Annotated in this window: 15 protein-coding genes; 7 read left to right on the plus strand and 8 right to left on the minus strand. The window is 51.7% G+C overall.

Going from position 1 to position 12,240, the window contains the following annotated elements; all coding sequences use genetic code 11:
• The first annotated feature begins 47 nt into the window (after positions 1-47).
• Positions 48-1,145, plus strand: coding sequence for a hypothetical protein (locus ACIDEJ_RS00405; RefSeq protein ID WP_411986114.1), 1,098 nt, complete (start codon positions 48-50; stop codon positions 1,143-1,145).
• Between the two features lie 112 nt (positions 1,146-1,257).
• The gene (locus tag ACIDEJ_RS00410; protein WP_411986556.1) at positions 1,258-1,794 is read left to right on the plus strand and encodes a glutathione peroxidase; all 537 of its coding nucleotides are present in this window, start codon (positions 1,258-1,260) and stop codon (positions 1,792-1,794) included.
• Between the two features lie 94 nt (positions 1,795-1,888).
• Here the strand turns inward: ACIDEJ_RS00410 and ruvX are convergent, their stop codons facing one another.
• From ruvX to ACIDEJ_RS00430, 4 genes are all read right to left on the minus strand, one after another.
• Positions 1,889-2,311 (minus strand): Holliday junction resolvase RuvX, encoded by a 423-nt coding sequence (gene ruvX, locus ACIDEJ_RS00415; protein WP_411986115.1) that lies wholly within the window; start codon positions 2,309-2,311, stop codon positions 1,889-1,891.
• Positions 2,308-2,868 carry a YqgE/AlgH family protein gene (locus tag ACIDEJ_RS00420; protein ID WP_411986116.1) on the minus strand — a complete coding sequence of 187 codons (561 nt, stop codon included), beginning with the start codon at positions 2,866-2,868 and terminating at the stop codon, positions 2,308-2,310. Before ACIDEJ_RS00420 ends, ruvX begins: the two co-directional genes overlap by 4 nt.
• 24 nt (positions 2,869-2,892) lie before the next feature.
• A complete protein-coding gene (yciH, locus tag ACIDEJ_RS00425) occupies positions 2,893-3,231 on the minus strand; it encodes a stress response translation initiation inhibitor YciH (RefSeq protein ID WP_411986117.1) in 339 nt (112 codons plus the stop codon).
• 186 nt (positions 3,232-3,417) lie between these two features.
• The gene (locus ACIDEJ_RS00430; RefSeq protein WP_411986118.1) at positions 3,418-3,747 is read right to left on the minus strand and encodes a hypothetical protein; all 330 of its coding nucleotides are present in this window, start codon (positions 3,745-3,747) and stop codon (positions 3,418-3,420) included.
• A gap of 194 nt (positions 3,748-3,941) precedes the next feature.
• Between ACIDEJ_RS00430 and ACIDEJ_RS00435 the strand changes: the two genes are divergently transcribed.
• Positions 3,942-4,502, plus strand: coding sequence for a DUF4136 domain-containing protein (locus tag ACIDEJ_RS00435; RefSeq protein WP_411986119.1), 561 nt, complete (start codon positions 3,942-3,944; stop codon positions 4,500-4,502).
• A 198-nt stretch (positions 4,503-4,700) separates the two neighbouring features.
• Positions 4,701-5,528, plus strand: coding sequence for a mechanosensitive ion channel family protein (locus ACIDEJ_RS00440; protein ID WP_411986120.1), 828 nt, complete (start codon positions 4,701-4,703; stop codon positions 5,526-5,528).
• A gap of 169 nt (positions 5,529-5,697) precedes the next feature.
• Here the strand turns inward: ACIDEJ_RS00440 and ACIDEJ_RS00445 are convergent, their stop codons facing one another.
• Complete coding sequence (locus tag ACIDEJ_RS00445) at positions 5,698-6,327, minus strand: trimeric intracellular cation channel family protein (protein WP_411986121.1); 630 nt, start codon at positions 6,325-6,327, stop codon at positions 5,698-5,700.
• Positions 6,328-6,593: 266 nt separating this feature from the next.
• Here ACIDEJ_RS00445 and ltaE point away from each other — a divergent pair, with 266 nt between their 5' ends.
• The gene (gene ltaE, locus ACIDEJ_RS00450; RefSeq protein ID WP_411986122.1) at positions 6,594-7,607 is read left to right on the plus strand and encodes a low-specificity L-threonine aldolase; all 1,014 of its coding nucleotides are present in this window, start codon (positions 6,594-6,596) and stop codon (positions 7,605-7,607) included.
• 30 nt (positions 7,608-7,637) lie between these two features.
• Here the strand turns inward: ltaE and ACIDEJ_RS00455 are convergent, their stop codons facing one another.
• Genes ACIDEJ_RS00455 through trhP form a run of 3 tightly spaced genes read right to left on the minus strand, consistent with a single transcriptional unit; the run spans position 7,638 to position 9,508 of the window.
• Positions 7,638-7,838, minus strand: a complete 201-nt coding sequence (locus tag ACIDEJ_RS00455; protein WP_411986123.1) for a hypothetical protein — start codon at positions 7,836-7,838, stop codon at positions 7,638-7,640.
• A gap of 26 nt (positions 7,839-7,864) precedes the next feature.
• On the minus strand, positions 7,865-8,122 hold the full coding sequence (locus tag ACIDEJ_RS00460; protein ID WP_411986124.1) for a YfhL family 4Fe-4S dicluster ferredoxin: 258 nt from the start codon (positions 8,120-8,122) through the stop codon (positions 7,865-7,867).
• 12 nt (positions 8,123-8,134) lie between these two features.
• Complete coding sequence (gene trhP / locus ACIDEJ_RS00465; protein WP_411986125.1) at positions 8,135-9,508, minus strand: prephenate-dependent tRNA uridine(34) hydroxylase TrhP; 1,374 nt, start codon at positions 9,506-9,508, stop codon at positions 8,135-8,137.
• Between the two features lie 294 nt (positions 9,509-9,802).
• On the opposite strand from trhP, the gene ACIDEJ_RS00470 reads away from it, so the two are divergent.
• Together ACIDEJ_RS00470 and ACIDEJ_RS00475 are read left to right on the plus strand one after the other, a co-directional pair.
• A complete protein-coding gene (locus tag ACIDEJ_RS00470; RefSeq protein WP_411986126.1) occupies positions 9,803-10,651 on the plus strand; it encodes an HDOD domain-containing protein in 849 nt (282 codons plus the stop codon).
• A 30-nt stretch (positions 10,652-10,681) separates the two neighbouring features.
• On the plus strand, positions 10,682-12,220 hold the full coding sequence (locus tag ACIDEJ_RS00475) for a putative bifunctional diguanylate cyclase/phosphodiesterase (RefSeq protein WP_411986127.1): 1,539 nt from the start codon (positions 10,682-10,684) through the stop codon (positions 12,218-12,220).
• The last annotated feature ends 20 nt before the right edge of the window (positions 12,221-12,240 follow it).

Raw genomic sequence — 12,240 nt, forward strand, 5'->3', positions numbered from 1 at the left:
ATTTGATAAAATCCCGCGTCTTTTGTTAAATAAATCGGAGTAAATACGTGAAAGTTGGGGGAAAACTGTTGTCTGTGGCCGCTATGGCCGGGGTTGTATTCCCAGTGTTGGCAGTGCCTGTTTCGGATGCGTTGGACATTGGGGGTGCAGCGCGTGTCAACTATGGTTGGAGAGATTACGACAATAACGCAAAATTTGAATTTGAGCTGTTCCGCGCCGATGTGAATTATGATGACGGCGAAGTGTTTGGGTCAGCCCAATACCGTTGGTACAAGGACATGGACTTTGTCAGCCATGCCTGGGTGGGATATCGCTTCTCTGAGGCGTCCAGTGTCAAACTGGGGGTGACTCAGGCGCCATTTGGCCTGTTGCCATACTCTTCCCACTCTTTCTGGCTGGGCGTGACCTATCCGCTCGGGCTTGAAGAAGATACCGATGCCGGTGTTCACTGGCAATATGAGCAAAACGGCTGGCGTTATGACTTGGCCTACTTTGCCAATGATGAATACGGTGACGGTACCCGTGCCAACCGTTATTCCTTTGATACCGCCACCACTGCCGCTTCACCCTATGAAGAAGCCGGTCAGCTCAATGGCCGTATTGAACGCAGTTTTCAAAATGGCAGTGCCAGCCACAAACTGGGTGCCTCACTACAGTTAAGCCGTTTTGAATACAAAGCGGTGGAAAACGCGGTTGCCGGTGAAAATACCGACGGCTATGCTGCCGCTGCCCACTGGCAAATGGACTGGCAAGGCTGGCAGACACAACTGCAATACATCCATTATGATTATGATATGCCGAATAATCGTATGACCATGTCCGGCTTTGGCTCACCATTTGAAGTGGCTGCCAAAGGCGATGTGGTGACTGCCAACCTGACTCGCAGCATGGATGTAAACTGGGGCCCGGTTTCCAACCTCACTTGCTATAATGACTTTTCCAATGCCATGGTATCAGGTACCGGTTTGGATGATTCCATGCAAAACGTGACTGGCTGCGCGATTACTGCCGGGAAGTTTTCCACTTATGTGGACTGGATTGCCGGCAAGAACATGTGGTCTATCGGCGGCCCAGGTGTAGGGGTGTTTGATGGCGGCAATGGCTGGCATTCCCGCTTTAACATCAATATTGGCCTGTACTTCTAAGCTCTTGCAATCGCGTTGATTGCCGCTACCGCTCATGGAGGATGAATATATGAACATAACGACATGTGTGAATATGACCAAGTGGGCGGGAAAAACCCCATGGATATACGGGATGGCGGCAATCATCATGAGCTTGCCTGGGATGGCGGCCCAGTGTCCGGATTACCTGAACCTGAGCGTGCGCAAGTTGCATTCACAGGAAACGGTGGACTTATGTGCCTTGACTGACGGTAAGCCGGTGTTGCTGGTCAATACCGCCAGTCATTGTGGTTTTACGCCGCAATTCAAGGGGCTGGAAGCCTTGCATCAGCAGTACCTAGATAAAGGGCTGGTGGTGATAGGCTTCCCTTCCAATGATTTTTTCCAGGAAGAAAAACAGGAAAAAGACACCGCCGATATCTGTTATATTAACTACGGCGTGACATTCACCATGCTGGCCACTTCCGCGGTGCGGGGCAATGATGCCAATCCGGTTTTTGCCTACCTTAACGATAAGGCGGGTGCACCCAAATGGAATTTCTTTAAATATCTGGTCAGTGCCGATGGTAAAACGGTGCAGCGTTTTGGCTCGCGGGTAACGCCACAGAGCAAGGCCCTGACGGATGCCATTGACGCATTATTGGCTGATGGCACCAACATGGCTGAGTAGGATATTGCCCCGTTTGGCAATTGGCGCCATCATCAATCACGGGCGGTTATCAAGGCCGCCTGATGTTAACCCCGCAGTGTTTTATTACGGTGCGTTAATCACCATAGTGATTTTCAAAATAGCTTTCGATTATCAGCACCGCTGAAACCGCATCCACCTTGCTTTTCCCCAGTGATTTGAAACCGCCCAGCTCAAATAACCTGGCTTTGGCATCGGTGGTGGTAAGGCGCTCATCTTGTGTTGTAACCAACACGCCAAAACGGCCGTGAATGCGGTTGGCAAATTTTTTGGCCCGCTGGGTCATTTCCTGCTCGGTGCCGTCCATGTTCAAGGGTAGTCCCACCACCACCAAATCCGGTTGCCATTCTTGTAGCAGGGTGCCAATTTGCTCCCAGTCAGGGATCCCGTCCCTGGCTTTCAGTGACAACAAGGGCTGGGCGCTGCCAGTAATTTCCTGACCCACCGCCACCCCAATGCTTTTGGTGCCAAAATCAAATCCCAGAACGGTTTTACTCATGCATGACCTACATCGCCGGACATTTGCCAGGCATTGAATCCTAATGAATGGGTGGCTTTTTCCCAGCGTTCTTCAACCGGGGTGTGAAATAACAGCTCCTCGGTTGCCGGGAGTGTCAGCCAGGCGTTGTCTGCCAACTCCTGCTCCAGCTGGTTACGGCTCCAGCCCGCATAGCCCAGGATCACTAAAAAGTTGTCCGGAGCCTTGGCGGTGCACAGCGCGGCCAGAATGTCCCGGGAGGTGGTCAGCATCAGCGCTTCACTGACTGTGTCGCTGTTGCTCCAATGGGGCTGGGCGCTGTGCAGTACAAATCCCCGCTCCGGATTCACCGGGCCACCAACAAGCACCTGGCTTTGTAGTGCAGGATGCAACATGGCGTCATCTGCCAGTTCCAGTTGCGTCAGCAACTCCTGCACGCCCAAGCCGATGGGTCTGTTAACCATTAAGCCCATGGCACCTTTGGCATCATGTTCGCAGATATAAATCAGTGAACGTTCAAAAAAGGTGTCGTTGAGTGATGGCATGGCAATGAGAAAATGATTTTGTAAACTGTCCATACTACGACTCCTGCAAGATGTTGTTCAGCCACCGGCCAGCTTCACCTTATACCCCATTTTTTCCAGCAAGGCTTTCAGTTGCTCTCGATTATCTGTTTGTATTTCAATGGTAAACGCCTTTACTGTACCACCACAACCACATTGTTTTTTCAATTTCTGAGCCAGGGCTTTCAACGCGTCGGTTTCCAGTGCCAGCCCGCTTATCACGGCCACCCCTTTGCCTTTTCGCCCTTTGCTGTCGCGGTGGATGCGGACAATGCCATCCCCTTCGGGAGGCTTGGCCTGGGGCGTGGGTTGGCTAATTCTGCCTTTATCCGTGCTGTACACCAAAGTGGCGTCTGAGTCGCGATTCATCGGGAGCATTCCTTATTGGGTTATGGGCGCAGTTTACCAGATTTGACGGCTATGCTTATAGTTTACAGCACGGCGTGCATGGGCAAAAAAAAAGACCACCTAACAGGTGGTCAAACACTGATTTTATCTTTGCAGGGATAGAAAATCAGCAGAGGTTGTCTCATCGATGAGACCTTGACGAGGGAGGTAAACCTTTTAACCCAGCAGCGTGCCAAACAGTACCGACAACATTGACACTAAAGCGCTGGCAAGCATCCATGGCCGCCATGCGGGGATCATCAGCGTTAACGGGGTGATGACAAAACCGATGGCCGCCAGGCTGAAAAAAGAGAAGGTTGAGGTAAATAAATGACCTGCCAACCAGCAAAGCGTGATTACCGGTAGCAGTAACCAGGCTTTGTGCAGCTTAAGGGACGCCAGCCCCGGGAGGTCGATACTGTTCGTGGTCGTGGCCGAGGTCAACCGGGTGGGAACGGCTAACAGTAAAACGCCGGCGATAATCATAATGCTGAGATACCAACCCATGAGTAATACCTTTAATGCTGCTTTAAAATCTTAATGATAATTATTATCATCTAGTTTTAAGGGAAGGTCAAGTAGGAAGTGCATGATTGTGTTGTTGTGCTAATAATGGCGGAAATGTAAGCTTTAACTTAATGAGTGGCCAAGGTGATATTGCATCATCGTGAATGCCATGAAGGGGAATAAGGACGGGATCCATGAAAAAACTGATGTTGGCAACGTTAATATTGTTGTTAAGTGGTTGTGCGTCGCTGGATACCAGCTGGGACTACAACCCTGAAGTGAATTTCACCCAGTACAAACAGTATGCCTGGGTGCCAACCACCAAAGAAAGCCAGAGTGAATATCAGCTCAACGGCTTGTTGGATCAACGAGTACGCAGTGCAGTTGATGCCGATTTGGCCCGTAAAGGCTATGTGAAGGTCGACATCAAACAAGCCGATGTGCTGGTGAACTACCTTACCAAGTTGGATAAGCGCTTTAAGGTGGACACTGTTAACACCGGGATGGGATACAGCCCGTTTTGGGGGCCTCATTGGTATTTCGGCGGTTCATGGCAAACCAATACCCGGATAAAGGAGTATGAGGTGGGAACACTGGTTTTGGACATGGTGGATGCCAAAAGCAATAAACTGATTTGGCGTGGTGCGGCCAATGGTGTCATCCGGGATTATAAAACGCCACAGCAGCGCATTGGAAAAGTGAACGATGCGGTAGCCGGCGTACTTGATAATTTTCCACCAAAGCCGCAACAGTAATGACTTTGTGTCGTGTCAGCCCTCCACCTGCAGGGCTGACAGGCAGGTTTTGTGCCAATTAGCAATTCTAGATGCAAGCCAGCTCACAAAAGGTTATCTTATTGTGTGATCCAACTCGGGTGATTGCAGTTACATGGATGCTTCTGGCCGTTACGTCGGATCTGTCACAATTATTTATGATTAAAGGGAGAGTTTTTAATGAATAACATCGAGGAACTGATGAAGCAGGTTCCTGAATTGGTGGCGGTTTACGGCATCAAGATCCTGCTGGCTCTGGTGATATTCTTCGTTGGTAAGTATTTTTCCGGCGTTGCCAAAAAGGTCACAGAACGTCTGCTTGATAATCGCAAAGTAGATAAAACCGTTTCTTCTTTTGTGGCCAATCTGGTTTGGGCCGTGGTCTTCACCTTTACCGTGATTGCCACGTTGGGGCAGGTGGGCATTCAAACCGCATCACTGGTTGCCGTACTCGGTGCTGCTGGCTTGGCTGTCGGTTTGGCGCTGCAGGGCTCATTATCCAATTTTGCGGCGGGGGTGTTGCTGGTGATGTTTCGCCCATGCCGTGTGGGCGATTATATTGAAGCCGGTGGCGTTGCCGGGACTGTGGATGAAATCACCATTTTTGCCACACGCCTGAAGAGCCCTGACAACAAGGTCATCACCGTGCCCAACTCGGCCATTATGAATGGCAGCATCGTGAACTACTCAGCCATGGAAAACCGCCGTTTGGATTTGACCATTGGCGTGTCTTACGATGCGGACATCCGTAAAACCAAGCAGCTGCTGAGCGACATTCTGGAAAACAACGACAAAGTGCTTAAAGACCCAGCTTATACCGTGGGCTTGGCGGCACTGGCGGATTCATCCGTCAATTTTGCGGTGCGTCCATGGGTAAAAGTGGGTGATTACTGGCCGGCGCATTTTGAACTGATGGAACAGATAAAACTGGCACTGGATGAAAACGGTATTGGCATTCCTTATCCGCAAATGGATGTTCATATCAAAGAGATGCCGGTAAAAGAGTAAGGTTTACGGCAATGAAAAAACCGGCATGAATATGCCGGTTTTTTTATGGTGCTCACGCAGGCTTGCATGTGTGGTTTTACTGGTGAGTCATTGTCGGGCAACCGTTGTATTTCCCGCAGATGCCCATCTTGAACAGCCTTATGCCAAGGGCTATCCGATGGGGTTTCGGTCATTTTTCATCTGCCGAATAGTGAAACGTGGGCACTGACCAGCAAAAGCGGATTGCCAGCATTCTCAAACTGAAGCCTAAAAACAGGCTAACGCCAAGGCTTATCCATGGTGCAGTGCCGGTTGTCTGCAAGATGACATAACAACAGGCGGTGACGATGGATACAATGCCATAGAGCTCCTTGCGGAAAATCAATGGCATCTGATTACACAAAATGTCGCGGATAACCCCACCAAACACCCCGGTGATGACGCCCATGACAATGGCAACCGGCGGGCTGAATCCCAACAGCAAGGTTTTTTGGGTGCCAATAACCGAAAATACGGCCAGCCCCAGCGCATCAATGGTCAAAAAGAGTTTTGCCAGGTAATGCATCAGGGGGGCAATAACGACCGTGAGCAGAGAGGCGACAATAATGGCCACCAGATAGTGCCAGTTTTCAACCCAAATCAATGGATAATTGCCCAGCATGATGTCCCGCAGGGTACCGCCGCCAATGGCTGTGGCACAGCCCACAATCACCACCCCGAAAAGATCCATTTTCTGCTTGCCAGCGGCCAGTGCGCCAGTCATGGCTTCGGCGATGATGCCAATAAACCAGAGCACTAATACAACTTGGGTCTCCTGCATTTTGCTTTCCAGTCCTGTTGAAGAGAGAGGGGAATTTTGAATGAAACACCACTAAAACGAAAATGAGATATTTTACTATTAATCAATAATAATACTAATGCATAATTTTTATATTGCACTGAAAAATAAACAATAATTATTTCAAGTTAAAATATAGAGATAGAATTTATTAATTTTTAAATTACATTTTCATCTTTTGTGCGGCGCTGTACAGCTTTTTACGAGCGGGGTAGAGTGGACTTTTCCGCTTTGCATTGGATAACGCAATGATTGATTTACGCAGTGATACCGTGACGCACCCCACCGCCGCCATGCGCGCTGCCATGGCAAAGGCAGAGGTGGGTGATGATGTGTATGGTGATGACCCGACAGTTAACCGTCTGGAGCAGATGGCTGCCGAAATGCTGGGGTTTGAAGAAGCGCTGTTTACCACATCAGGCACACAGGCAAACCTGTTGGCGCTGATGTCCCATTGTCAGCGTGGCGATGAATATATCTGTGGGCAGCAGGCCCACAACTATAAATACGAAGCTGGTGGTGCGGCGGTACTGGGCAGTATTCAGCCCCAGCCCATTGCCAATATGGCTGATGGCAGCTTGTCGTTATCGGCCATTGCGGATGCCATTAAACCGGATGATGTGCACTTTGCCCGCACCCGTTTGATCAGTCTGGAAAATACCATTGCCGGTAAGGTGCTGCCACAGCAGTACCTGGCGGATGCCCAGCGACTGGCATTCAGCAAAGGGCTGAAAATCCATCTAGATGGTGCCAGAGTGGCCAATGCCGCTGTGGCGCAGGGGCTTGAAATTGCCGACATCACGCAATTTTTTGATTCAGCCACTATTTGCCTGTCAAAGGGGTTGTGTGCCCCGGTGGGCTCCTTGTTGGTGGGCGATGAGCATTTCATTCAGCGGGCGCGCCGCTGGCGCAAGATGCTGGGTGGGGGAATGCGTCAGGCGGGCATTTTAGCGGCGGCAGGCGAGTTGGCACTCACGCAGCAGGTGGCCCGCTTGGCAGAAGATCATGCAAATGCCCGTTTGTTGGCGGAAGGACTGTCGGCATTGGCGGAGGTGTCGGTGGATTTGTCTTTGGTGCAGACCAATATGGTATTTGCCGAGTTGGATGACAAGGTCAATCCGCTGAAACTGGCGGCGCAGTTGGCCGAGTGTGGTGTGCGTATCAGTGCGGCAAAATCCCTGCGTCTGGTAACGCACCATGATGTTTCCGGGGCGGACATCCGTAAAACCATTGGGGCGTTCAAGCAATGCCTGGCGCAGTGATCCTTGCCGGGCAGCATTGGTTTGCCCAGCTTATTCTTTTTCCATCTCTTTTTTGACGGATTTGACCGCATCCCGTGAGGTATGACCAATCTCCTTGGTGACATCCCGGGTGGTGTGACCGATGGTGGTGGTCACCTCGCGGGTGGCATGGCCAATATCCTGCCCGGTTTGTTTCAGTTCAGCACAGGCGCTCAGTAACAGCAGCATGCTTAAGGTCAGCAGGGTTTTCATGTTACAGACTCCTTATGCCTGGGGTGTCAGTCGTCGAGCTTGCCGGTGAGCCGGGCATATTTCAGCAGCAGTTCATCGGCAGACTCCACCCGTTGCGGATCGGTGGCAATGCAATCGATGGGACACACGGACACACAGGTGGGCTTGTCATAATGGCCCACGCATTCTGTGCAGCGTTCGGGATCAATCATGTAGATTTCCTCCCCCATGGTGATGGCCTGGTTGGGACACTCAGGCTCACACATGTCGCAATTGATGCAGCTATCGTCAATCAGCAGTGCCATGGTATGTCTCGGTTATGCGCCTTTGTGGGGGTTGCGGGTATCCTGGCCCGTGGGCAGGTTGCGCAGCAAAATCCCCTGTTCCAGCGCCACTTCTTGCGGTACGGGCAAATATACAGTATGGCCGTTACCCGGGGCGCAATCAACGGCTTCCCCTTTGCGGTTAAGCAGTGAGTCAATGGTCAGGCTGATATTGCCCTGAGGGGTCATCAGCTCCACGCTGTCACCCACGCTGAATTTGTTTTTCACGGCGATTTCTGCCAGCCCGTCGGCATTGCGCTGGCCGGTAAGCTCGCCCACAAATTGCTGGCTGTCGCTGACGGAGTAACCATAGTCATAATTCTGGTATTCATCGTGCACGTGGCGGCGCAGGAACCCTTCGGTATAACCGCGGTGAGCCAAGCCTTCGAGCTGGGTCATCAGATTGCGGTCAAAAGCATGGCCGGCAGCGGCATCATCAATGGCCTTGCGATACAACTGGGCGGTGCGGGCCACGTAATAAAACGATTTGGTACGACCTTCGATTTTCAGCGAATCCACGCCCATGCGCGCCAAACGCTCCACGTGCTGAATGGCTCGCAGATCTTTGGAATTCATGATGTATGTGCCGTGTTCATCTTCAAATGCCGGCATGTATTCGCCTGGACGATTGCCTTCCTGTAACAGGAAAATCTTGTCGGTTGCCGGGCCTTCCCCTAATGTGGGCTTTTCTATTTGCACGGCCTCTTGTACCGGATTGACGGCAATGATGTCACCGGTGTCATTCTGGGTGGCTTCATGCACATCGTATTTCCAGCGACAGGCATTGGTGCAGGTGCCCTGGTTAGGGTCGCGCTTGTTGATGTAGCCCGATAACAGGCAGCGGCCGGAGTAAGCCATGCACAATGCGCCGTGCACAAACACTTCTAGCTCAATATCCGGGCAGCGCTGGCGGATTTCTTCAATCTCATCCAGCGACAGTTCACGGGACAGGATCACCCGTTTGATGCCCTGGCTTTCCCAGAACTTCACTGAGGCCCAGTTGATGGCATTGGCTTGCACTGACAAATGCACCACCTGCTGCGGAAAGGCTTCTCGCACCATCATGATAAGGCCGGGGTCCGACATGATAAGGGCATCTGGCCCCATGGCAACCACAGGCTCCATGTCCTTGATATAGGTTTTCAGCTTGGCATTGTGAGGGGCGATATTGCTCACCACATACAGCTTTTTGCCCAATGAATGGGCTTCGTTTATTCCTGTTGCCAGGGTTTCCATGTTGAAGTCGTTATTGCGTACCCTCAGGCTGTATCGCGGCTGGCCGGCATAAACGGCATCGGCGCCGTAAGCAAAGGCATAGCGCATGTTTTTCAGTGTCCCAGCAGGGGACAACAGCTCAGGTTTGAACATAACTTCTCTCACTCATGAAATCCGACAGTCACAAATGTGTGACGGGCGCGGCATTTTACTGAATATGGGCTGGCGGATGCAAATGAAACCAAGATCCATTTGTGTTTCTCCATGGCAACTTCCCCATCCATGGCAATGCACCATCCACTGGTGCTCGCTTTTTCATAATCGGGTAAAACTTGGGCAAATGTCTTGGGTTTTTTCATTGGGGGCGGAGATCTCTGCTCCTTGTCATAAAGGGAGCTGATATAATCAGGTACATATTTTGAACATTCAGGTTACATCGGGGCGCGCATGTCCACAGAGCATCAACTGTTGGTCAGTCTTTTAAAGAAGTTGAAATACGATACACTGGTTTTGCCCACCTTGCCGGAGGTGGCGATTCAGGTGCAGGAGGTGATGGGGCGTCCCAACTCCAGCCTGCGGCAGATTGCCGATGTGATTGGGAAAGATGCGGCGATTTCAGCCCGTTTGATTAAGGTGGCCAACAGCGCTTTTTATAGCCGTGGCGTGCCTGCAGAAAACATCAATCAGGCCGTTACCCGCATCGGCCTTACCCAGATAAAAACCATTGTGACATCCATTGCCATGGAGCAGTTGTTCATTTCCAGCAACGAGATGGTATGGGATGTCATGGATGAAGTGTGGAGCACCTCAATCGAGGTGACCGCTGCGGCCGCCTCCATGTTGCTGCTGTATAAAAAGCAAAACCCCCAATGCCAGCTGAATTATGACACCTTAACGCTGGCGGGCCTGGTGCATAACATCGGCGCCTTACCTGTGCTGACAGAAGCGGAATCCCATCCGGCACTCTTTACCAATATCGGTCAGTTGCGGGCACTGGTGCGCAAACTGCAGGGGCCGATTGGGCGGGCGGTGTTGAATAGCTGGTCATTCACACCGGAAGTGACAGAAGTGGTGGAACGCTGGGCTGATTTACACTATTTGCCTGAGGCGGTGACCTATCTTGATTTCATCCGCGCTGCCGCATTTTATGTGGGAGAACTGCGTGCCGGGCCGGAGCTTGAACAACGGTTGGCAATATTTGCCGACAAAGGACTGCCGGTGTCAGCGGAAGCGCTAGCAAGCGAAGCGTTTTTGGAACATTTCCATTCAATCAAATCCAGTTACGATCAAGACTGATAATAAGCCACCACAAGTGGCACAAACAAGATGGCACCAGCGGATGCCTTGGGGATGCAGATGATTGTTGGCTTGGCAGGGTTATTGGCCATTAGTGTGTTGGTAGGCTTGGTGTTGTGGTGGCGTTATCGCCGTTTGCAGCGCTTTGTCGGACAATTGGCTGAGGCGCTGCGTTTTGCCTCCGAGCATCCCAAACCATTGGCGCTTTCCCGGGTTCCCTCCAAGGCTGAACCGCTTTATCTCGTCACCAAATCCCTGTTACAACGATTACCGGCCAATGCGGGTAAAGATCCGCTCACCGGGTTGCAAGACCGCCAGTGGTTTAAACGGGTGATGACGCCATTAATGCCGGTTACCCGGGGGACGCTGGTGTTACTGGACATTGAACGATTGCGTTTGGTGAACGATTTATTCGGCTTTAATGTGGGGGATATTCTGTTACGCAGTTATGCTGGCAGATTATCCCAGGGCACTCCTACTCCACGGTTTGTGGCCCGTCTGGACGGTGACGAATTTTTACTGTTTTATGAACAGGCACTGACGCTGCCAAATTTGGAAGCACTGCAGCAGCAACTGCAACAGCCTTATAACATCGGCAGCACCCCCATCGGCATTCGCGTCAAAATGGGCTATTTACCCTTGGCGCAACATCACGCAGACATGAGCCTGATGTTAAAGCGGGTGGATTTGGCCCTGAAAAAAGCCCGGAACAAACAAAACAGCATTGCCGTGTATGAAGCCGGGGATGACCAGTTGCATCTGCGGGAGATGAACATCATTCATTCACTGCCCAAAGCCTTGCGGCATGATCAGTTATATGTGGTGTATCAGCCCAAGGAAACCCTGCAAAACGGTAGCTGTGAGCAGGTAGAGGCGCTGATCCGCTGGGAACATCCACAGTTGGGACAGATTGCGCCATCTGAATTCATTCCCCTGGCTGAACGCGCCGGGATGATTTCACTGGTGAGCCAGTGGATGGTGGACAATGTACTGCAACAGCAACAACGCTGGCGCAAACAAGGGCTGGATCTCCGGGTGGCGGTGAATCTGGGCAGCAATGATTTCGAGCAGGACGTGGTGGCTTGTATCAGCCAAAAACTGGCGCAATACCAGTTGCCCGGCAGTGTTCTGGCCCTGGAAATCACCGAAGGGGTGTTGCTGGCAAACCTTGGCAGTACCCGGGAAAAACTGCAGCAGTTGCAGCACTTGGGGCTTGAAATTGCCATTGATGATTTCGGAACCGGCCACTCGTCACTGGCTTACCTGAAAGATTTGCCTGTGGACGAGCTGAAAATTGATAAATCCTTTGTGGATGATTTGCTCACCGATGGCAAAGCCCGGCGGATAGTGTTGACCACCATCGAGATGGCCCATTATCTGGGGTATCGGGTGACGGTTGAAGGGGTTGAGGATGCGCAGCAACGCCATGTGCTGCAGCAGATGGGCGCCGATGTATTACAGGGCAACCTGTTTTCCCGCCCGCTGCGAGGCGCGGAACTGGCCTTTCACCGTGAAGGCCTGCGCCTGCAGCAGCAGGCGGTGGCGCCGTTAGCGGTAGTGGCCCAGTAACGGCGTAATGTCAGGTGCAG

Source organism: Shewanella mytili, from assembly GCF_046765975.1.
In the GTDB taxonomy this organism is placed as follows: domain Bacteria; phylum Pseudomonadota; class Gammaproteobacteria; order Enterobacterales; family Shewanellaceae; genus Shewanella; species Shewanella mytili.